Raw genomic sequence first — 21310 nt, 5'->3', positions numbered from 1 at the left:
AAGAGGTTTTTTGTTATGGATGAAATGAAAGGAGCTCTGGCATGAGTGAGTTATTAGCAACATATCTCCTAACAGAACCGGGAGCTGATACAGAGAAGAAAGCAGAACAAATTGCAACAGGATTGACAGTAGGTTCCTGGACTGATCTCCCCCTTGTAAAGCAGGAGCAAATGCAAAAGCACAAGGGGCGGGTGATAAATGTTGAGGAGAGAGAGGGATCTTCTGTATCAGAAAAACAAGCCGTCATCACAATTGCCTATCCTGAAATCAATTTCTCTCAGGATATTCCGGCTTTGCTGACAACAGTGTTTGGCAAGCTGTCCTTGGACGGAAAAATCAAATTAATCGATCTTCACTTCTCTGAAGCATTTAAGCGTGTACTTCCGGGACCAAAGTTTGGCGTATACGGCATCCGGAAGCTGCTGGGAGAGTTTGAAAGACCGCTGTTAATGAGCATATTTAAAGGTGTAATCGGAAGGGACCTGAGTGATATTAAAGAACAGCTTCGACAGCAGGCGCTTGGCGGAGTTGACTTGATTAAAGACGATGAAATTTTCTTTGAGACAGGTCTAGCGCCTTTTGAAACAAGAATTACAGAAGGAAAGCAAATATTAAAAGAAACGTATGAGCAAACCGGACATAAAACGCTGTATGCGGTGAATTTGACTGGACGCACGGCTGATCTGAAAGACAAAGCGAGACGTGCTGCCGAATTGGGGGCTGATGCGCTTTTGTTTAATGTCTTCGCTTACGGCTTGGACGTTATGCAAAGCCTTGCGGAAGATCCTGAAATCGCAATTCCGATTATGGCGCATCCAGCGGTCAGCGGGGCCTTTACATCTTCTCCGTTTTACGGATTTTCTCATGCACTTTTACTCGGGAAATTAAACCGATATTGCGGTGCTGACTTCAGCCTCTTTCCGTCTCCATATGGTTCGGTTGCGCTGCCAAGAGCTGATGCGCTGGCCATTCATGAAGAATGTGTGAGAGAGGATGCTTTTAACCAAACATTTGCCGTTCCGTCAGCAGGCATTCACCCCGGCATGGTTCCGCTATTAATGCGTGATTTCGGCATAGATCATATCATTAACGCCGGAGGAGGCGTACATGGACATCCAAACGGTGCCCAAGGCGGGGGGCGTGCGTTCAGAGCCATAATTGATGCGGTCTTAGAAGCCCAGCCGATTGATGAAAAAGCCGAACAATGCAAGGATCTTAAGCTTGCGCTAGACAAATGGGGAAAGGCTGAAGCCGTATGACGACTCGAAAACCTTTGATTATATGTGATTTTGACGGAACCATCACGATGAACGACAACATTATAAATATCATGAAAACATTCGCTCCGCCGGAGTGGGTGGCATTAAAAGACGGCGTACTTTCCAAAAAGCTGTCGATCAAGGAAGGTGTCGGGCGGATGTTCGGCCTTCTGCCCAGCCGTTTAAAAGAAGAAATTACAAGTTTTGTATTGGAAGATGCAAAAATCAGGGAAGGCTTTCGGGAATTTGTAGCGTTTATCAATGAGAATGAGATTCCGTTTTATGTCATAAGCGGAGGGATGGACTTTTTTGTATATCCTTTGCTTGAAGGCATTGTGGAGAAAGACCGCGTTTATTGCAATCATGCGTCATTTGACAATGACTATATTCATATTGATTGGCCTCATTCTTGCAAGGGAACATGCAGCAATCAATGCGGGTGCTGTAAGCCGTCGGTCATCCATGAACTTTCTGAACCAAACCAATATATCATCATGATCGGTGATTCGGTTACAGATGTGGAGGCAGCAAAGCTGTCTGACTTATGCTTTGCAAGAGATTATTTATTAAACGAATGCCAGGAGCAAAACCTCAATCATCTCCCGTATCAAGATTTTTATGAGATAAGAAAAGAAATTGAGAATGTAACGGAGGTACAGGAATGGCTGCAAAACAAGAACGATGGCGAGAGCTCGCTGAAGTAAAACGGGAATTGGCAGAGAGAGATTGGTTTCCGGCGACTAGCGGCAATCTGTCCATTAAGGTTACTGATGAGCCTTTAACATTTCTCGTCACTGCAAGCGGAAAAGATAAACGCAAAGAGACGGATGAGGATTTTCTTTTGGTCGACCAAAACGGAGAGCCCGCTGAAAGCGGGCATTCTCTGAAACCGTCAGCGGAAACACTGCTTCATACACATTTGTACAATAAAACCAATGCCGGATGCTGCCTGCATGTCCATACGGTAAACAATAATGTGATTTCAGAGATATACGGAGACCAAAAGAAAATCACATTCAGAGGCCAGGAAATTATAAAAGCACTCGGCTTATGGGAAGAGAATGCAGAAGTGACCATTCCGATCATTGAAAATCCGGCTCATATTCCGACGCTCGCGGCACTGTTTGAGGAAGAAGTTTCAGGAGATTCAGGAGCTGTTCTGATCCGCAATCACGGTATTACCGCATGGGGGAGAACAGCATTTGAAGCAAAAAGAGTGCTTGAAGCGTTTGAATTTTTGTTCAGCTACCATTTAAAATTGAAAACCCTTCAGCATCAGCTGGTTAAATAAAAGGAGGAATTGAAATGGCTACAATTCGAATTCATGATGAGGCAAATACAACGATTAAACATCAAGAGGAAGTAGCAAGCTTTCTGGACAGTCAAGAGGTTATTTATGAGCAATGGAATATCGCGAAGCTTCCGGAACATCTCTCAGAGAAATATGATTTGACAGAAGAAGAAAAACAGCAAATTCTTGATACCTTTGAAACTGAAATTAAAGACATCTCAACCCGCCGGGGCTACAAAGCACAGGATGTTATTTCATTGTCAGACAGCAACCCGAAACTTGATGAACTGCTTGAAAATTTTAAAAGAGAGCATCACCATACAGACGATGAGGTTCGTTTTATCGTAAGCGGACACGGTATTTTTGTCATTCAAGGCAAGGACGGCACGTTTTTTGATGTCCGTTTGAACCCTGGAGATTTAATCTCCGTGCCTGAGAATATCCGCCATTACTTCACGCTTCAGGAGGACCGCAAAGTTGTCGCGGTGAGAATTTTTGTCACAACTGAAGGCTGGGTTCCGATTTATGAAAAAAACAGCGTGAGTCAATAAGCATGAGAAAGCCCCGTTCACCGAACGGGGCTTTTTATATTTATTGCAAACGCCACTTTTCATACTGTGACAGTTCTTTTTTAATTAGCATCCAAATGAAACCTAAGACAGCTGCATCGTCAATAAACCCAAGACCTAGTATAACGTCTGGAATGATATCGAGCGGCATGACGATATACAAGATGGCAGCAGTTAGCAGCAAAAGTGTTTTAACCTGTGAACGAGGGTAATTGCCATTTCGCCAATCGCGAATCATCTGAAAAAAAGTAGTGATGTGCTGGATACATTTTTTTCGGTTTTTCCTCTTTAAAATCGCTTTTCCGCCTGCCGCTCCGAGCATTATTGCTTTCTTTTTCTTCATTGGGCATACCTCCTGCCTGGCGGCGTGTTTAAGATATTCTTCACCTGGGTATTATTTTTCTAATCCTATCAATATATCTATTATACCTGAAAAATTAACTTATTTAATGAAAATATGTTTACAAATAAAGTATAATCTGTAATAATGCACAATAACCCAATCAAACTTGTTTCCTATTTCTTAGCGGCGAGGGGTGAAGTGAATGGGCGGTTCTTCTGAACAAGAAAGATTGTTGGTGTCTATTGATGAAAAAAGAAAGTTAATGATAGATGCCGCTAGAAAGCAGGGATTTACAGGGCATGACACGATCAGGCACAGTCAGGAGCTGGATTGTTTAATAAATGAATATCACCAGCTTATGCAAGAAAACGAACATTCCCAAGGGATTCAAGGTCTTGTAAAGAAATTAGGCTTGTGGCCCCGCAGAGATGTTATGCCAGCATATGATGCAAATAAATAGCGGCCTATCAGATGCATATATAAAGAGAGAGAGCTTTTCAGAAGCGCTCTTTTTTTCTGGAAAATTTCATATGAAAGAGGGAACTAATGAAAGAACTGGCGATTCTTATTACTGAAATGGTCAATGAATTTCATGATGCTTTTATTTCTATATGCGGATTATTCGGCATTCACTTAACTGACAAAGAAATGCATTTTTGGGTGATCGGCATTTTTGGCATTCTTTTTTTCGGTTTCACTCATGTTGTGTTTACGTGGCTTTCTAAATGGAGTATAACAGCCTTGTCCTTTATCTATACTGTTACAGTTATCATTGTGATCGTATTTGCGATTGAGATTCAGCAAAAAGTGACGGGGAGAGGGAATATGGAGTTTTTAGATGCCACAGAAGGCATAAAGGGTTTTTTAGTATTTTTTATGGTTTTTTGGCTTCTGAAAATGCTGCTGCGTTTCATCAAAATCCTTTTTTCCGGCAGTCCAGCAGGCAAGTCGAATGGAAATGCCCGGTCACGAAGATAAAAAAACCCTCCTGACAAGGTCAGGGGGTTATGAAGCGGACACGGGGAGGGTAATTGTCACCTCTGTGCCTCTTCGCACTTCACTTTCAATATGAATAGAGCCTCCGTACATCAGCACGATCCGTTTACAAACGACAAGACCGAGACCGGTTCCTTTTTCTTTAGAAGTAACAAAGGGAAGGAAGATGTGATCCAGCATTTCCTGAGAAATCCCTTCACCGTTATCCACAACTTTGATTATGGCTTTTTTATCTAAAGCTCCCAAGGAGATCGTCAGTTTGCCTCCTTCAGGCATTGACTCAAGTCCATTTTTTGCCACATTTAAAATCACTTGTTTAATATGATCTTTTGTACATTTTACGAGTAAGGGCTGCTCGGTTAAATACTGTAATTCGACTTCAACATTGTATAGGTTCCCCTCAGAATAGATGATCGGCATAATTTCTCCGATAATGTCCTGAAGCGAGTTCAGTTCCCATTTTTCAGCTGTCGGCTTGCCGAGAACGAGAAACTCACTCACAATTTGATTGATGCGCTTGATCTCCTGTTCGATAATGGAGAAGTAAAGCTGATCTTCCTCACCTTTATATTTCTTCTGCAACAGCTGAATAAAGCCGCTTATCCCTGTGAGAGGGTTACGGATTTCATGGGCTGTGCTGGCCGCAAGCGTCCCGATCAGCTCTAATTTTTGCGCCTCATTTTCTGAGCGCTCCAGCTGGGTCTGGCGCTTCAGCAAATAATACAGCACGAGAATAAAAAGGATATTCAGCAGCACAATACTGCATGAAAGCGGAAGTACAAGGCTTTTTGTCAATTCTTCTATTGTGACAGGGTTCGGATATACTTTCATATTCCAGCTGATATCATCCAAATATCCGCTGACAGGTTTCTGATCTTTTACACGGGAGGCCTGTCCGCTCGCAAAAATCATTTTCCCGTCTTGGTTCACGACTTCAATATAAACATCAGGGCTCAGCAAGTTAATGAGATTTTTCAAATAATCAATTTGAATAGCTGCGACAAGATAATCTGTCACATTTTGTTTTGAGTCCAAAACAGGGACACAAATTGTAAAAATGGGCTGTCCTGTAATTCTGCTCGAATAACTATCTGAAATGACTGTCTTTTTTGTTTCCTTTGCTTTTGTAAAAAAAGATCTGTCGGCCAGGTTTACTTTCGTTTTTAATTCGGTTGTGCTTGCGGTGACGTCTCCTTTGGCATTTAGAAAATAGAGGCCGGAAAATCTCGGCTCTGAATCAAAGGTCTTTTCCAAAATCGACTGCATTTTCTTTATATCAACCGGTCTGTCAATGGCGATGGACAAGGAGGTCATTCGTGCCATCGTTTCTCCGATTAAATAATTGATTTTATTGCGGTGAAGGTTTAGCAGGACACTTGCTTCTTGCTTATGTTCTGCAGCTATTGTGTCTTTTTCTTTTTCATATACGAAAAAGCTGATGACGATTGCCGGAATCACGACCAGTATGATATAAAGTTTGACTCTCCCGCAGGCGCCTTTTAGTATTTTCAATTTGCATCGCTCCAACATACACCTGATTAGAGGTATTATATCATTGTTTCTTCTTCTTTAATAAGAAAAAATAACCAAAAAAATTAGAAAAAGATGTTGAGCAGCTAACATTTTAAAAAAGAAGAGAAATATTGGAAAGATTTTTATTGACATTTTGGTCTTTGTTTATTAATGTTTCTCTGTAACGGTTTCTAAAAGGATGATTGAGACATGACAGAAAAATCACTGAAGTTATTTATCGTGCTGTCGCGCGCGTATCGGTCTATTAATGATCATATGAATAAGCATATTCATAAGCACGGGCTGAATCCGACTGAATTTGCTGTACTAGAGCTTTTATATCATAAAGGCGATCAGCCGCTGCAGCAGATAGGGGATAAAATTCTATTGGCTAGCGGGAGCATCACATACGTTGTAGATAAGCTGGAGCAAAAAGAACTTCTCATTCGGAAAGCTTCTCCTACAGACAGACGGGTGACATTTGCACAAATTACTGAAAAAGGCATCGGTCTTTTGAACGATATTTTCCCTGATCACGCTGCTGAAATTGATGAAATGATCAGCGTATTAAGCGAAGAAGAGGTAGAGATGTGCACTGAAATGTTAAAAAGAGTAGGGTTAAACGCAAAACAGTTTCACAATAAGTAAAAAAAGGAAGCCTGATATGTCACAGGGCTTCCTTTTTTTCTATTTTTCATTTGTTTCCGCTGCGCCTCTTGGCAGGATGAGAACTTCAACCCGCCGGTTTTTGCTTCGGCCTTCCGCAGTTTTGTTGGAAGCCACCGGTTTGTACTCGCCATAACCCTTGGCACTGAACACTTTTGCATCGAGCTTGGGGTTTTCAATCAAAAGCCCCATAAAGTTTACCGCTCTCATGACGCTTAAATGCCAGTTTGATTGGAATTCAGAATTTTTAATTGGCATATTATCAGTATGTCCGCTGATAATGATATTTCTTGGCGGGTTAATCACAAGAAGATTTGAAATCTCCTTTGCAAGCGGTACATCTTCCTTACGAATGATCGCTTTTCCAGAGTCAAAGAAGATACTGTCTTTAATCGTAATCAGGAGGCCTTCACTAGTCATCTTCGTCTCAAGCTGATGTTCAAGCTTTTTATCTTTGATGAATTTTTCCACCTGGCTCTTCACATTTTTAAGTTCTTCTTGATCAGCTGCTTTTTCTTTTTCTTTCTTGTTTTTTTCTTTCTCTTCTTTTTCCTTTTTCACTTCATCGATGCCGTCTGACTCGTTTTCAGGAGGAGTGACACTGGAGTAGTCCAGTACGCCGGTGCCGCCTGTAAAGACTTCATTAAATGATTTTGAAAGCATTTGAAACTTAGCTGCGTCAATTGAGCTGCTCGCGTACAGCACAATAAACAATGCCAGGAGAAGAGTAAGGATGTCGGCGTAAGGCACGAGCCATGATTCATCAACGTGCTCGTCCTCATGCTTCTTCTTCTTTTTTCTCGCCATTTTGCGCCTCTCCTTGTTCTGCAAATTTCAAGCGGTCCTTCGCAGGAAGATACATTAAAAGCTTTTGTTCGATGACTTTCGGTGCCTGTCCTTCTAAAACGGATAACACACCTTCAATCATGACTTCACGCAGTTTTACTTCTTGTTTTGATTTTCGCTTTAATTTATTTGCGAAGGGATGCCATAACACATATCCTGTGAAGATACCAAGAAGTGTGGCAACAAAGGCAGCACTGATGGCGTGCCCAAGCTCATCTGTGTTATCCATATGAGAGAGGGCGGCAATTAGCCCGATTACAGCGCCGAGTACACCAAGTGTTGGCGCGTATGTTCCCGCTTGTGTAAAGATAGCGGCTCCGGCTTGGTGCCTGTCCTCCATTGCTTCGACTTCCTCTGTCATGATATCTCTGATAAATTCCGCGCTTTGCCCGTCAACAGCCATGCTGAGTCCGTTTTTCAAGAAAGCATCATCTACATCCTCAATGCTTGCTTCTAAAGCAAGCAGACCTTCGCGGCGTGCAAGCTGGGCCCATTCAGAGAACATAGGAATGAGTTCCTCTATTGTCAGCTGTTTATTTTCCTTAAATAGCACTCGGAACAGCGCAGGCACTTTTTTAATTTCTTTTGTTGGGAACGCAATAACGACTGCTGAGATTGTCCCGGCGATAATAATTAAAATGGCGGCGGGGTTTGCAAGCGCGTTGAAGCTGACGCCTTTCAGAACCATTCCCACACTCAATGCCACAAAAGCAAGAATAATACCGATTAACGAAGTTTTATCCATAGTTTTCACCAAATCCTTTTTTACTAGCTTGTCTATGGTTAATATCGGTTTTGGTGCCCGGAACTTTAGGGACATTGTGAATTTGTTCATGAAATATTCAAGGAAGAGGCATAGAAGGGAGAAATAAACAAAAACGGACTTTTCAAAATTGAAAAGCCCGGGGGTTTAATGAAATTGGCAGTTTGTTTGCAAGCTGTCCTTCAGACTGTATTCATATAATAGTAGAAATACATATTCACTATATATAAACATGTTCCATCCCTCCTTAAAAAAAGTCTAAAAGATGAAAGGAATCAGCGCTTCAGGGGAAGGGACGGTATTTTCTCAGTCAAGAGTATGAATGCATAAAAAAGCGGCTTCCTAAAAGGAAACCGCTAATTGTTAATTCGCTTGTACTTTGATTTTATCATCTTCTAAAATGACGTGAAAACCTGTGATCTCGCTGTTATCAAGCAGCAGATCAGTCATTTCATCCTCAACCCATTCTTGGATGGTTCTTCTAAGCGGACGTGCACCGAATGAAGGGTGGTAGCCAAGCTCAGCGATTTTTTCTTTCGCTTCAGCTGTCACATTCAAGCTGATGCCCCGTTCAGCCAATGTTTCTTCAAGTTCTCCAAGAAGAAGGCTGACGATTTTGACCAGATGTTCTTTATCCAATGAGCGGAACTCAATAATGCTGTCAAAACGGTTGAGGAACTCAGGTTTAAAGTACATGCTCAGTGAATCAATCAATGTTTGTTCTTCGATGACACTGTCATCTGATTGGAAACCGACTTTCGTTTGTTTCTCGCCAGCACCCGCATTGCTTGTCATAATGATCACAGTGTCTTTAAAGCTTACGGTTCTGCCTTGGCTGTCTGTCAGACGGCCATCTTCCATAATTTGCAGGAACATATGCTGAACGTCTGGGTGTGCTTTTTCAATCTCATCCAGCAACACAATGCTGTAAGGATTGCGGCGCACTTTTTCAGTTAATTGTCCAGCTTCCTCATGGCCGACATATCCAGGCGGTGAACCGATAATTTTAGATACGGCGTGTTTTTCCATGTATTCGCTCATATCGAGACGGATAATAGCGTCTTTTGTGCCGAACAATTCATCCGCCAGTGTTTTAGAGAGCTCTGTTTTCCCTACGCCGGTAGGACCGACAAAGAGGAAGGAGCCGACTGGTCTGTTTTTGGATTTTAATCCGGCGCGGCTTCTTCTTACCGCTTTTGCCACTTTTTGAACAGCGGCTTCTTGTCCGATCACGCGTTCATGAAGTTTTGCTTCAAGCTCTTTCATTTTCGTTTGTTCGTCTGCCTGCAGTTTGCCGACAGGAATGCCTGTTTTTTGTTCAACAATTTCCTGAATGTGCTCAGCTTCCACAGTGACAGCGGTTTGAGCGGAGGAGCTGTTCAGTTTTTTCTCCAATGCGATTTCTTCATCACGGAGTTTTGCCGCCAGTTCGTAATTTTCTTCTTCAAGGGCTTTGGTTTTTTCGGCTTCAATTGCAGTTAAGCGTTCAGCCGCATCCTCATCATTCAGTTCATCGATTAACAGGTTGGCTTTTGAACCTGCTTCATCTAATAAATCAATTGCTTTATCCGGCAGGTGTCTGTCCTGAATGTAGCGGGATGATAACGTGACACATGCTTTGATTGCTTCATCACTGAATGTCACGCCATGGTACGCCTCGTATTTGTCTTTAATTCCTTGCAGAATGAGGATAGCTTGTTCAATTGAAGGCTCCTGCACCATGACAGGCTGAAAACGTCTTTCCAGCGCAGCATCTTTTTCGATTTGACGGTATTCTTTCAGTGTTGTCGCCCCAATGACTTGCAGTTCGCCTCTGGCTAGGACCGGTTTGAGAATATTGCCGGCGTCCATTGATCCTTCTGCAGAGCCTGCGCCGACGAGAAGATGAATTTCATCAATGAAGAGAATGACATTTTTTCGTTCCTTCAGCTCAGTGATCAGCTGTTTCATTCTCTCCTCAAATTGGCCTCTGATCCCTGTATTTGCAACAAGGGATGCAACATCAAGCAAGTATAGCTCTTTGTTTTTCAGTTTGTTTGGAACATCGCCTTCAGCAATTTTTAAAGCGAGTCCTTCAGCGATGGCAGTTTTCCCTACACCCGGCTCCCCAATAAGAACCGGATTGTTTTTGTTGCGGCGGTTTAGAATTTCGATCACTCGCGCCACCTCGTCATCACGGCCGATGACGGGATCAATGAGACCGGCTTTAGCACCGTTTGTAATATTTTGAGCCAGCTCATCAAGCAGCCCTTTTTTTCCGCTTTGTTTTGCTGCGCTTTGTTCTTTCGGCTGGAATGCCTGTTCAAAAGGAAATCCGAAAGATTGAGGACCCATACTCATTGAAGGTTTACGGGTCAGTTCGTTATAACAAGTTTCACATAGAACCATCTGTTTATGAACGGAATTTATTTGCATGTTAAGGCGAATCGTCGCCTCGTTTTGATGACAATGTTGACAACGCATTTGCCAAAACCTCCTTAATAATTTGATCTTCTTTGACCAATAAAAGTGAATAAAAAGGTCTATTGAATTTGACCTTCTTTGACTATTAGTATATGGCAAACGTAACGGCATTCAAAACAATATGCTCAAAGCAACCTTACTTTTTGACTATCTTTGACCAAATGTTTTTTAAAAAAGGCCGGTTTGTTTGACCAACTTTGATTAATAGTATACTCTGACCATCTTTGACTTTCAAGTCTTTTGCACAATATTTTTTAATTTGTTACAAAGTAAAACATGTTTTCTTCGTCTTTTCAAGGAACTTGTCTCATAGGTTATAAAAAGGCATCTATGGACAAAACTGCGGTTCGTTCGGAGGGGAGAAATGGAACAATCAAAAGGGTCTGCAGGTCAGCTTGCTTTTGTGTATGTCGGCACAGTAGTCGGAGCTGGATTTGCGACTGGCAGAGAAATTGTTGAGTTTTTTCTGAAGTTCGGCTGGTTCGGTTTATTCGGCATTCTCGTCAGCGGCGGAATGTTTACGTTACTGGGCGCCAAGCTGATGATCATTTCAAAGCGAATCAATGCCAAGTCATATCAAGAAATGAACATCTTTTTGTTCGGGACGACTGCTGGGCGGATTATCAATGTATTTATGCTGTTTGTTCTCCTCGGAGTTACATCTGTTATGCTCTCAGGAGCAGGGGCGCTTTTTGAGGAACAATTGGGGATGTCCGCTCAGATTGGGATGCTTATTACAATCGGTCTGAGCTTAATTGTGATGACCAGAGGAGTAAAAGGCATTTTCGGTGTCAATGTGTTTGTTGTTCCCCTTTTAATCATCTTTTCAATGATTGTAGTGGCCGACTCTTTTATATTCAGTGAATCACGAAACGCAGCTCAGTGGGTCTGGCCGCATCGCTGGGATTGGCTGTTATCAGCCTTTTCTTACGGGGCTTTGAATTTATCGCTGGCCCAAGCGGTTTTGGTTCCGCTGGCGAATGAAATGTCCTCGGAGAAAGTGATCAAAAAAGGCGCTTTAATCGGAGGCACGATGCTGACGATTGTGCTGTCCGCGAGTTTTCTGTCTTTGTCGACTCTTCCGGATGTATTTTTGTATGATATACCGATGGCGCAAGTGGTTTATCTTTTTGCAAGATCTGTCCATTTGATTTATTTACTCATTATTTTCGGAGAAGTGTTCACATCAGTTATCGGTAATTTATATGGATTAGAAAAACAAGTCCAGAGTTTTCTTCCAATAAAAAGCAAATATATCTTTGCAGCCATTATGATCACGGCTTATATCACGAGCCAAATAGGGTACGGCAAGCTCATTTCAACGATTTATCCCATGTTTGGCTATGTGAGTCTGGCCTTCATAGGCGCCTTGATTTGTAAAAAGGCTCCTCGGCGGCGCAGTTTATAACTATATATAAAGAAGCGAACCGTCACAATAGATCTTGAAGCGGGGACTGACTTTTTTATTGTCAAGAAAAACAACATTATGGTAAGATAGCAGAAGTGAAAAAATTGAAGAAAATCCGTGCGGTATGCGGGAGAGGTTCTAGCTACACCCTCTATAAAAAACTAAGGACGAGCTGTATCCTTGGATACGGCCTTTTTTATGTTTTTCTAGAGCACCTTCCGAAAAGGTGTTTTTTTGCGTGAATCAGCTGTAGCGATGTCTCTCGCCGATGTGTTTATTGCGGAGAAGGAGAGGAATCATGAAAAAAGAAAAAGCAATTGTCGTATTCAGCGGCGGTCAAGACAGCACCACATGCTTACTGTGGGCTTTAAAAGAATTCGAAGAAGTCGAAACGGTGACTTTTCATTATAATCAGCGGCATTCGCAGGAAGTTGAAGTGGCAAAATCCATTGCGGAAAAGCTTGGTGTGAAAAATCATTTGCTTGATATGTCACTTTTAAATCAGCTTGCACCGAATGCCCTGACTAGAAATGATATTAAGATAGAAGCAAAAGACGGCGAACTGCCATCCACATTCGTTCCAGGCCGCAATTTGGTATTCTTATCCTTTGCGTCTATCCTGGCTTACCAAATTGGCGCGCGCCACATTATTACAGGAGTTTGCGAGACAGACTTCAGCGGTTATCCTGACTGTCGTGACGAATTCGTGAAATCTTGCAATGTAACGGTAAATCTGGCGATGGAGAAGCCGTTTGTGATCCACACGCCTCTCATGTGGCTCAATAAGGCGGAAACATGGAAGCTTGCAGATGAGCTTGGCGCGCTGGATTTTGTGAAAAACAACACGCTGACGTGCTATAACGGCATCATCGCAGACGGCTGCGGCGAATGTCCGGCATGCCATCTTCGTTCAAGAGGTTATGAAGAATATATGGTGATGAAAGGAGAGCGTGCATAAATTGTTATCTCAAATTTATCCGCAGGTCCAGCATCCTTATTCGTTTGAACTGAATAAGGACATGCACATCTCAGCCGCTCATTTTATCCCTCGGGAAAGTGCGGGAGCGTGCAGCAGGATTCACGGGCATACGTATACCGTAAATATAACCGTTGCCGGCGACGAACTTGACGACTCCGGCTTCCTTGTCAATTTCAGCGTACTCAAAAAACTGGTGCATGGAAACTATGATCATACGCTATTAAATGATCATGAAGACTTTTCTCAGGACGAGGTATTCGCTGCCGACAACTGAAGTCGTGGCGAAAACAATTTATGACAACGTACAGGCTTATTTAGACACTTTGGAGAATAAGCCGGCCTGTGTACAGGTGTTTGTCCGTGAAACACCGACAAGCTACTGTGTCTACCGTCCGAAAAAGGGTGGTTTGAATGGCTAAAGGAATTCCTGTATTAGAAATTTTCGGCCCGACGATTCAAGGAGAAGGCATGGTGATCGGACAGAAAACGATGTTCGTCCGGACAGCCGGCTGTGATTATTCCTGCAGCTGGTGTGACTCCGCCTTCACTTGGGACGGGTCTGCTAAAAAAGATATTCGCTGGATGACGGCAGAAGAAATTTTTGCAGAGCTTAAGGACATTGGGGGAGATGCGTTTTCTCATGTGACGGTCTCAGGCGGTAACCCGGCTCTGTTAAAACAGCTGGATGCTTTTATTGAACTGCTGAAGGAAAATAACATCCGTGCAGCGCTTGAAACTCAAGGGACCGTCTATCAGGATTGGTTTACGCTGATTGATGATTTGACAATTTCTCCAAAACCGCCAAGCTCAAAAATGGTGACGAACTTTCAAAAGCTTGACCACATTTTAACTTCACTTCAAGAGAATGATAGACAGCATGCTGTCAGCTTGAAGGTTGTCATCTTTAATGATGAAGATTTGGAATTTGCCAAAACGGTGCACAAGAGGTACCCCGGGATTCCTTTTTATTTACAAGTCGGCAATGATGACGTGCATACGACAGATGACCAGTCACTGATTGCACATTTACTTGGAAAATATGAAGCGCTTGTTGATAAGGTAGCTGCCGATGCGGAGCTGAATCTCGTCAGAGTGCTCCCGCAGCTGCACACCCTGTTATGGGGCAACAAACGCGGAGTATAATAGAAAGGAAGATGAACATGACGACAAGAAAAGAATCAGAATTAGAAGGTGTAACACTGCTAGGCAACCAAGGTACAAATTATTTGTTCGAATATGCGCCGGACGTGCTGGAATCCTTCCCGAATAAACACGTAAACCGTGATTACTTTGTAAAATTCAATTGTCCTGAATTCACATCTTTATGTCCAAAAACAGGACAGCCTGACTTTGCAACAATCTACATCAGCTACATTCCTGATGAAAAAATGGTTGAAAGCAAATCATTAAAGCTGTACTTGTTCAGTTTCAGAAACCATGGTGACTTCCACGAAGACTGTATGAATATCATCATGAATGACTTGATTGAATTAATGGACCCGCGCTACATCGAAGTTTGGGGCAAATTCACGCCAAGAGGCGGAATTTCCATTGATCCGTACACAAACTACGGAAAGCCTGGCACGAAGTATGAAAAAATGGCCGAATACCGTATGATGAACCATGATTTGTATCCGGAGACGATTAATAATCGTTAATTATTCCGTTGTGTGAAACGGAGTGTGAGACGAAGTGGAGTCACGGTAAAAGTGGGAAAAGTCACACCTGAAAATGGCTCTATTCATGGGGACTGCATCAAAAAGTGTGACCTGAGGTGCAACCTGAACTGTGACTTTAATGCAGCTAAAAATGGATAGTACAGAAGCAGTTTAAGGCGTACAAATTGTACGTCTTTTCTTTTTTTATCCACAAAAAAATGCCCTGCATAGGACATCATTTTTAATCTAGACTTTTAATTGGTTTAATTATTTTAGGTTTACCAAATGCAGTTTTTTCTTTGTTAATACGATTTGTTTCCTCAATGACTGTATTTAAAACTTTTAGCATTCCCTGTTCATCTAATCTTGGTAAATCACTGTTGAACAATTTTGATGTAAAATTGAATAGTTGTTTATTGAGTATCATTTCACCGGTAAGTTTATTTAATCCACTAACAATTTCAAATCCCTTACCTGATGGTTCATAAACAATATTTTCGAGTACTTCTGCAACTTCTCCCATATATTCATTAGACTTTTCTTTGATTAAATCAAATCCATTGTTAGAAATTCTACTCCTATTCCTGCTTACAACATCATTATCTAAATATTTAAGCTCTCTTTCAATATAGCTTGGATCGTTGTAAAGTTGTTTTTGTCTTTCTTTTTGAGCTTCAGCCTCTGCATGCTCCCATTTTTCAGGAGACCAATACCCGAAATGATCAAGGTAATCTTCAATTCGCTCTTCTTCAATTCCTAACTTTTGAAAAATCTTATACAAAGTATCGTAATCAGGCTGTTTATTCCTGTTGTTTTCAATTTGGCTAATGTATGCGTCTGATTTGCCAACTTCGCTCAAAAGACAGTATTGAAACAACATAATCTTACTAAATAAAACGGAGGAACCTAATATGACAATGTATTATTACTCAAGAAATATGGACAATATGGACAATATCAACAAACTTGCGGATAACACAAAAGCAGCTGCTATATTGGCTTACGCAGAGAAAAACAAAATTGGCGTGCTTATCTATGGAACGATTCGTACTGAAGCACAACAACGCCAGAATGTTAATAAAGGTGTTTCACAGACAATGAAATCATATCACCTTGGGTCAGGCTTTGGACTTTGTACCAACTGGTGGCTATTCTAAATCTGATACTAAATGGAATGGCTACGGTGCTGCAGATATCAAAAAATTTATTGCTTATGCCAAGTCAATTGGATTTGAATGGGGAGGAGACTGGAAAGGTTTTGTCGATCAGCCACATCTTCAATTTAACTATAAAGGCTATGGTACAGACACCTTAGGAAAGAAAATATCTTCTGCACCAGTTAAAGCCTCTAAACCTTCAAAATCCACAAATTCAGGCATTAAATCAGTCGGTAACATCAAAATTGCAGGTGTTAAAAATGCCGCCATTATTATGGACAAACCTGACCGTATTAAAGCTAAAAATGTTGGTACAATTGGGCTGGTAAGACAATTGATATCGCTGGGTCTGTTAGAGGCTCCAATAACTCTAAAGGATACTGGGAGATCATTCATAACGGTAAACGCCGATATGTGTCTGGTCAGTACGGCAAAATGGTTTAAGTAAATAAATAGTTCCCTTGAATATTTTCGAGGTAATTCTTTTATTTATTTGAAAAGGAATAAACGTTAAGAAATATGAAACTATTGTTTTAGTTATCCCGTATATTAATGATACTTATAGAAGGGGAGGACAAATAAAATGAAAAAACATGAAGAAGAGGAATTGAAATCTCGTATTTTAGGTGATAGGGACATGTTTGCTTATTATTTGAAAGAGGTTTTAGAGAATGAATTGATTGAAAATGCCGCAGCTTTAGGCATTGCTCGTTTGATTATTGATAAGGGAGCAGAAGAATTAACTGATAAACAATGGTATACATTTTTAAGACATGGTGTTGGAGACATTAATTATGTTCCACATTGCCGTAGGGATTATGAGCGTATCCCTTGGGAAGAAATGCTCGCAGCTGTCCACATTGAAGAAGATGAACTATGCAGCTACTGTAGACATAAAGAAGAAAAAGGGGAATAAAAGATGGTAATCTCAAAGTTTGATCCTCCTGTTGGAATGTAAATTGATCGAGAAGTTCACGTTTGTTTAAATTTTGAATTGAATTAAGAGAAAAGTAAGAAAGGTATGAACTTCACAGTGAAATTACTAATGAGTTTTGTGTTCGGATTTTTAGGGGCATTATTAATGGGAAACGTGAGAGAAAATTTTTCTTTCAATGTGACATTAATTGTTTTAGTTGTTGTTATTATAGTTGCATTTATTCTTGAAAAAGTGTGGAAAAGGTATAAAGTCAAGAGAGGAGAAAATTAATTTATTCTCTCTCTTTTTTATTTAGTTTTATTTTGGTCTTTAGGTTTAGTGAATTTTGTGGAATATCCAGCGACTAATAAAAAGATAATGGCAAGAACATACGCTAAAATACCTTGATGAAATACGAAGATAGAAATTAAATTTGATGCTATAGCAAGGATAATGAAAATAATTGTATATATGTTTAATCGCAATAGGGAGACCTCCCTTGGTTTCTTTTGAAGAATTTTATCATTTGTAAAGAAAGTTAAAGTACCCAAATGGTGAACTAACAACAATACAGGATTAAATAAAGCTCTATCCTTAACTTGATAGAGCTTTATTTTACTTAATACTCACATAATTTATCTTCGCATTCAGGTTTTCGGGTAGCATTTACTTTGAATACTCCAACTTCATCATTTGCCTTATCATATATCCCCCAAATTTTTTTGTCTTTGTTTCCGTTTAAATAGCCATTAATTGAAATACCACCCATTGGGTTTATTTCATAATCATTGTTGTATTCAATTGACTGGATATCTTTATAGTTTGTTTCAATAAAATCATTCATTCTTTTTTTAGCCAAAGAGTACAACTCTTCCTTTTGCTGAGTTTCTTGGGCTTCCATTTTTTTGTCGTGTTGTTCCTTCATGAAAAGTCCTGCAAGTGTTATAAGAGCCAGAGTAGTAAGTATAATTATGGCTTTCTTCATTAAATCATCCTTTTGGCCGTGAAATAAGAGTGGATTCATATATTTTGTTTAACATTAAATTAACTGTGGAGAGAATCTTTCTTTCAATTGTTTTGATTCTTGTTGCATTTATTCTGGATGAGGTAAGGAGAAGGCGTAAAAAAGACCCCTCGACATTAAGGGGAGAGTTGTATACTTAATACTCACATACTTTATCTTCGCACTCAGGCTTCTCGGTTGCATCCACAGTAAATGATCCTATTTCGTCATTAGTTTTGTCGTAAATTCCCCATATTTCTTTTTTCTTATTTCCATTGAGATAACCATTGATTTCAATGCCGCCCATTGGGTTTACCTCATAATCATCAGTGTAATCAATTCGTTCAATATCTTTATAGTTTGTTTTAATAAAGTCAGTCATTCTTTTTTTAGCCACGGTATACAATTCTTCTTTTTTTGCTTCTTGGGCTTCCATTTTTTTGTCGTGTTGTTCCTTCATAAATATCCCTCCAAGTGTTATAATAACCAGAGCTATAAGGATAATTATGTATTTTTTCATAAAACCATCCTTTCTGTCTTATATTTTACATGAGGGTAGGGGTATTGTACATGAATATAAAGACCGACATACCTAATTTATCAGATAAAGACTATTTTTATCTCAGTCAAAATACATACAGTGAAAAGAAAATGAAAAAAGCCTATGAAAATAAGACTCCCATAGTAAATAAATCAAAAAAGGCATTTTACGTGGATAAAATCAAAAAAGATCCAGACACAGGCCTAGATGTTTACGTATTTGTCCAAGCCAAGAAAAAAGAAGGCAAATGGGTAAAACCAAAAGAACCAGAAAATGTCGTTGTAGGTTTTCAAGGAACAAATCAGGAACAAATTAAAGCTGATGTTATAAGTGCAGATGGCGGCAACGTGGTAATGGGTAAAGACCCGAAAAAGAAAGTCCAATACATAATGAAAAAAGATGCGTCTGAAAACTCTAAAGCTATTGCCAAGTATAACGGCAGTATGGAACAAGCAATGTTGATTAAGAGCGGAAAATACAAAATTGTCACTAAGACATCTCAATTTGATCAAGGTGATAAGCTCGTTGCCAATGAAGTGAAAAAGTATGCTGGCACTAACACAGTGATTTCCACAACAGGTCACTCACTTGGAGGAGCAGATGCCGAATATGCTGGTGTAAACAATAACGTTTACAGTGTCGCTTTTAACAACCCTTCCATTGTTAAGCTGCATGATGAAGAAACACAGAAGAAAATCAGAAATGGCGAATTTGACCTGTATCACAAAGCAATCATTAATCCTGATGATATGGTGGGTTCAGGTTGGTTTTTAGAATACGACAGACACAACGGAACAACGATATACACGAAAAATCCTAGCATTGCCCGCCAAGATAGAGCAAACCGGCTTAATACATCTTTAGGTATTCCAGGTGTTCTAGGGAGTCTTATTACTTCCTTCTATGGCCAAGCATTTGCAAAAAATCCTGATACTCATAGTTTAAACGATTCGAACTTTACATTTGATAAGAATGGTAATATCCAAAGTGTTGATGGCAGCAAAGGTGTTTATAACCAGAATATCGAATCATTCTCATCTTTCTCAGGCATGAATGGCCAGACAATTAAAGTGGATGCAAAGTATGCAAAAGAATTAGCTAAACTATCGAAGACTTAAAAACAAAGAAACAAGCAATTGAACGATTCCCTCATGATCACAGCAAAATGGTTTATGACGTAAAAACTATTTGTGGTAAGAGGTTAGGAGAATTCAAGGATCTAGATCCAAGCGATGTTGATAAAGCTGTATTGTTTCACGCACCTTATGTGAAAGATGGGGCAGCATTTTATGACTCAGAAGAACAGTATCAAACTGAAGCTTCTCTTCATTATTTGATTAGAGATTTAGAGGATATTAGTGAGTTTATTGTTAAAATGGCTGAGGATTTAAAAGATAAGGATAATGAATTAGCAAGCTGGTTACGGTTATAAGGGGGGATTTGAATTGCCATATGGTGTTAACATGGATGCGGATGAATTTTACAGACGTTTACAACAGAATGAGGAATTAAAAAAAATTGTGGGTTCAACTTTAAAAACTCATTGCCAGAACCTAAAAGAAGACACAAAAAACGCATCAGACTTTTCATCAGCTCAACAGGTTATAGCTGAAGTGTATGTTGCTTTACTCTCTTCATTTGAAGGTAAAGCTAAAGAAGCATTAGTACAAAGGTTCAATGAAAATGCAACAATGCTGACAAATGCCACTGAGAACAGAAGTGCTTTTCTAAGAAGTATTAAAACTAAATAGCATAAAATAACCCCTTCACTTTAGATGTGATGGGGTTTTGCTATATCATCTATTTTCCTTAATTTCCTTTTTTGTTCTTATCTTCAAGATATTTTTCAAAAAGTAGCTTTGCAAATTGTTTGTAAAACTGATCTAAATCTTCACTGGCATCAGTTTGTTCTACATACCTTATTGAATATTTTTTCCTATAAAGAAAATAATGATTGAAGTTAAGGAAGAAAAGAAAAACTACTTTTGACCTCAATATGAATTTTGGAAAGTACGCAGAAAAATGGTTTGAAGACAAAACAATTCGTTTGCGTCCTAGTACGATTGTAAATTACCGAGAACAGTTTGAATACAACATTATCCCTTATCTTGGGAAGTTTAAAATTAAAGAAATAAATGAAGCAGTTTTACAAGCATATGTGAATAGACTAGCTAGAGAAAGAAACCTTTCAGCTGCAACAATTCGAACGGCTTATGGCATTGTAGCAGAGATTTTGAAGAAAGTTTCTAAACAAAGCACGTTCAATTATAACGTTGTAAATGATGTCAGTAGACAATAAGATTGTTCGGTCTTGGGATGAAGAGGACATAAGAGCGTTCCTGAATGCCAGAAATGTTTTATTGAATCTAACCAGGAATTACATTGGACTTGAAATTCAGATTCAAACAGGAATTAGAATGGGAGAAGTATTAGGGCTAAGGTGGAGAGACGTTAATTTTGAAGCAAAGACTATAACAGTTCGTCAGACTTTGGCCAAGATAAATGAAAAAGGATCATACGGTTTAGTTCCTGAGGTAAAAACACTCACATCTTATAGAACAATATGTATCCCAGAAATGCTCTGTGAGAGTTTGAAAAATCACAAAGCAATGATTGAAAAGGAGAAGCGAATTGTAGGAAACGATTATAAGAACTACGATTTAATTGTATGCTCTAAAACAGGGAACTGGGTACATCCTAATAATTATAGGAGAGCATTTAATGTAACAAGAGATGCATTGAATTTACCTAAACTTCGCTGCCATGATTTAAGACATACACATGCTACCTTTTTAATTGGGATTCTAAAGTTTAACCCCAGGATCGTCAGGAAAGATTGGGGCACGCACGAATTACAACAACACTAAAAACATATACTCATGTGCTGCCTGCAATGGACGCTGAAGTGTCTAAAAAAACCTTGATCAATCGTTTGGCAAG

The 21310-nt window shown here is 40.0% G+C and carries 23 protein-coding genes, 3 pseudogenes and 1 riboswitch; of the genes and pseudogenes, 18 read left to right on the top strand and 8 right to left on the bottom strand.

Annotated elements, in window-relative coordinates; genetic code table 11:
* Positions 1-41: 41 nt before the first annotated feature.
* Genes mtnW through mtnD form a run of 4 tightly spaced genes read left to right on the top strand, consistent with a single transcriptional unit; the run spans position 42 to position 3101 of the window.
* The gene (gene mtnW / locus QA442_RS15165) at positions 42-1259 is read left to right on the top strand and encodes a 2,3-diketo-5-methylthiopentyl-1-phosphate enolase (RefSeq protein WP_041521503.1); all 1218 of its coding nucleotides are present in this window, start codon (positions 42-44) and stop codon (positions 1257-1259) included.
* A complete protein-coding gene (gene mtnX / locus QA442_RS15160; protein ID WP_069149498.1) occupies positions 1256-1963 on the top strand; it encodes a 2-hydroxy-3-keto-5-methylthiopentenyl-1-phosphate phosphatase in 708 nt (235 codons plus the stop codon). Before mtnW ends, mtnX begins: the two co-directional genes overlap by 4 nt.
* Positions 1921-2550, top strand: coding sequence for a methylthioribulose 1-phosphate dehydratase (locus QA442_RS15155; RefSeq protein WP_095431433.1), 630 nt, complete (start codon positions 1921-1923; stop codon positions 2548-2550). The genes mtnX and QA442_RS15155 overlap by 43 nt, the downstream gene beginning before the upstream one ends.
* Positions 2551-2564: 14 nt before the next feature.
* Positions 2565-3101 (top strand): acireductone dioxygenase, encoded by a 537-nt coding sequence (gene mtnD, locus QA442_RS15150; RefSeq protein WP_095431432.1) that lies wholly within the window; start codon positions 2565-2567, stop codon positions 3099-3101.
* Positions 3102-3141: 40 nt separating this feature from the next.
* Here mtnD and QA442_RS15145 read toward each other — a convergent pair whose 3' ends face one another.
* Positions 3142-3462: a YkvA family protein gene (locus QA442_RS15145; RefSeq protein ID WP_095431431.1), complete on the bottom strand. Its 321-nt coding sequence runs from the start codon at positions 3460-3462 to the stop codon at positions 3142-3144.
* Positions 3463-3664: 202 nt separating this feature from the next.
* Between QA442_RS15145 and spo0E the strand changes: the two genes are divergently transcribed.
* On the top strand, positions 3665-3922 hold the full coding sequence (gene spo0E / locus QA442_RS15140; protein WP_003218598.1) for an aspartyl-phosphate phosphatase Spo0E: 258 nt from the start codon (positions 3665-3667) through the stop codon (positions 3920-3922).
* Between the two features lie 86 nt (positions 3923-4008).
* A complete protein-coding gene (locus QA442_RS15135) occupies positions 4009-4440 on the top strand; it encodes a hypothetical protein (RefSeq protein ID WP_014663748.1) in 432 nt (143 codons plus the stop codon).
* 27 nt (positions 4441-4467) lie between these two features.
* Here the strand turns inward: QA442_RS15135 and kinD are convergent, their stop codons facing one another.
* Positions 4468-5988, bottom strand: a complete 1521-nt coding sequence (kinD, locus tag QA442_RS15130; protein WP_080478213.1) for a sporulation kinase KinD — start codon at positions 5986-5988, stop codon at positions 4468-4470.
* Positions 5989-6180: 192 nt separating this feature from the next.
* Between kinD and mhqR the strand changes: the two genes are divergently transcribed.
* Positions 6181-6618, top strand: coding sequence for a MarR family transcriptional regulator MhqR (mhqR, locus tag QA442_RS15125; RefSeq protein WP_003232475.1), 438 nt, complete (start codon positions 6181-6183; stop codon positions 6616-6618).
* 39 nt (positions 6619-6657) lie between these two features.
* Here the strand turns inward: mhqR and motB are convergent, their stop codons facing one another.
* The 3 genes from motB to clpE all read right to left on the bottom strand — a co-directional run bounded on the left by motB (position 6658) and on the right by clpE (position 10708).
* Positions 6658-7443, bottom strand: a complete 786-nt coding sequence (motB, locus tag QA442_RS15120) for a flagellar motor protein MotB (RefSeq protein ID WP_095431430.1) — start codon at positions 7441-7443, stop codon at positions 6658-6660.
* Positions 7415-8227 carry a flagellar motor stator protein MotA gene (gene motA / locus QA442_RS15115; protein WP_014663751.1) on the bottom strand — a complete coding sequence of 271 codons (813 nt, stop codon included), beginning with the start codon at positions 8225-8227 and terminating at the stop codon, positions 7415-7417. The genes motB and motA overlap by 29 nt, the downstream gene beginning before the upstream one ends.
* Positions 8228-8608: 381 nt before the next feature.
* The gene (gene clpE / locus QA442_RS15110) at positions 8609-10708 is read right to left on the bottom strand and encodes an ATP-dependent protease ATP-binding subunit ClpE (protein ID WP_095431429.1); all 2100 of its coding nucleotides are present in this window, start codon (positions 10706-10708) and stop codon (positions 8609-8611) included.
* Between the two features lie 364 nt (positions 10709-11072).
* On the opposite strand from clpE, the gene QA442_RS15105 reads away from it, so the two are divergent.
* The 5 genes and pseudogenes from QA442_RS15105 to queF all read left to right on the top strand — a co-directional run bounded on the left by QA442_RS15105 (position 11073) and on the right by queF (position 14753).
* Positions 11073-12116, top strand: a complete 1044-nt coding sequence (locus QA442_RS15105) for a YkvI family membrane protein (RefSeq protein ID WP_095431428.1) — start codon at positions 11073-11075, stop codon at positions 12114-12116.
* Between the two features lie 126 nt (positions 12117-12242).
* Positions 12243-12287: riboswitch (PreQ1 riboswitch) on the top strand.
* Between the two features lie 127 nt (positions 12288-12414).
* A complete protein-coding gene (gene queC / locus QA442_RS15100; RefSeq protein WP_095431427.1) occupies positions 12415-13074 on the top strand; it encodes a 7-cyano-7-deazaguanine synthase QueC in 660 nt (219 codons plus the stop codon).
* Positions 13067-13514, top strand: a pseudogene (queD, locus tag QA442_RS15095) (6-carboxytetrahydropterin synthase QueD). The gene queC and the pseudogene queD overlap by 8 nt, the downstream one beginning before the upstream one ends.
* The gene (queE, locus tag QA442_RS15090) at positions 13507-14238 is read left to right on the top strand and encodes a 7-carboxy-7-deazaguanine synthase QueE (RefSeq protein WP_095431426.1); all 732 of its coding nucleotides are present in this window, start codon (positions 13507-13509) and stop codon (positions 14236-14238) included. Before queD ends, queE begins: the two are co-directional and overlap by 8 nt.
* A 17-nt stretch (positions 14239-14255) precedes the next feature.
* Positions 14256-14753, top strand: a complete 498-nt coding sequence (queF, locus tag QA442_RS15085; RefSeq protein WP_095431425.1) for a preQ(1) synthase — start codon at positions 14256-14258, stop codon at positions 14751-14753.
* Between the two features lie 241 nt (positions 14754-14994).
* On the opposite strand, the gene QA442_RS15080 is transcribed toward queF, so the two are convergent.
* Positions 14995-15630, bottom strand: a complete 636-nt coding sequence (locus QA442_RS15080) for a helix-turn-helix domain-containing protein (RefSeq protein ID WP_095431424.1) — start codon at positions 15628-15630, stop codon at positions 14995-14997.
* Positions 15631-15664: 34 nt separating this feature from the next.
* Here QA442_RS15080 and QA442_RS22150 point away from each other — a divergent pair.
* Positions 15665-16354 (top strand): annotated as a pseudogene (locus QA442_RS22150) (M15 family metallopeptidase).
* Between the two features lie 139 nt (positions 16355-16493).
* Complete coding sequence (locus tag QA442_RS15065; protein ID WP_041336582.1) at positions 16494-16826, top strand: hypothetical protein; 333 nt, start codon at positions 16494-16496, stop codon at positions 16824-16826.
* Positions 16827-17445: 619 nt separating this feature from the next.
* Here the strand turns inward: QA442_RS15065 and QA442_RS15060 are convergent.
* Complete coding sequence (locus tag QA442_RS15060) at positions 17446-17811, bottom strand: DUF1433 domain-containing protein (protein WP_095431423.1); 366 nt, start codon at positions 17809-17811, stop codon at positions 17446-17448.
* 175 nt (positions 17812-17986) lie between these two features.
* Complete coding sequence (locus QA442_RS15055; RefSeq protein ID WP_041334455.1) at positions 17987-18349, bottom strand: DUF1433 domain-containing protein; 363 nt, start codon at positions 18347-18349, stop codon at positions 17987-17989.
* 50 nt (positions 18350-18399) lie between these two features.
* On the opposite strand from QA442_RS15055, the pseudogene QA442_RS15050 reads away from it, so the two are divergent.
* The 4 genes and pseudogenes from QA442_RS15050 to QA442_RS15030 all read left to right on the top strand — a co-directional run bounded on the left by QA442_RS15050 (position 18400) and on the right by QA442_RS15030 (position 21237).
* Positions 18400-19802: pseudogene (locus QA442_RS15050) on the top strand (lipase).
* Between the two features lie 13 nt (positions 19803-19815).
* The gene (locus QA442_RS15040; RefSeq protein WP_095431422.1) at positions 19816-20121 is read left to right on the top strand and encodes a hypothetical protein; all 306 of its coding nucleotides are present in this window, start codon (positions 19816-19818) and stop codon (positions 20119-20121) included.
* 203 nt (positions 20122-20324) lie between these two features.
* Positions 20325-20669 carry an N-terminal phage integrase SAM-like domain-containing protein gene (locus tag QA442_RS15035; RefSeq protein ID WP_279473290.1) on the top strand — a complete coding sequence of 115 codons (345 nt, stop codon included), beginning with the start codon at positions 20325-20327 and terminating at the stop codon, positions 20667-20669.
* Entirely contained in the window at positions 20653-21237 is a 585-nt protein-coding gene (locus tag QA442_RS15030; RefSeq protein ID WP_279473289.1) for a site-specific integrase, read from the top strand. Before QA442_RS15035 ends, QA442_RS15030 begins: the two co-directional genes overlap by 17 nt.
* Positions 21238-21310: the final 73 nt, after the last annotated feature.

Source organism: Bacillus stercoris (genome assembly GCF_029772985.1).
Taxonomy (GTDB): domain Bacteria; phylum Bacillota; class Bacilli; order Bacillales; family Bacillaceae; genus Bacillus; species Bacillus stercoris.
This window is presented reverse-complemented; position numbering and strand designations above follow the sequence as displayed.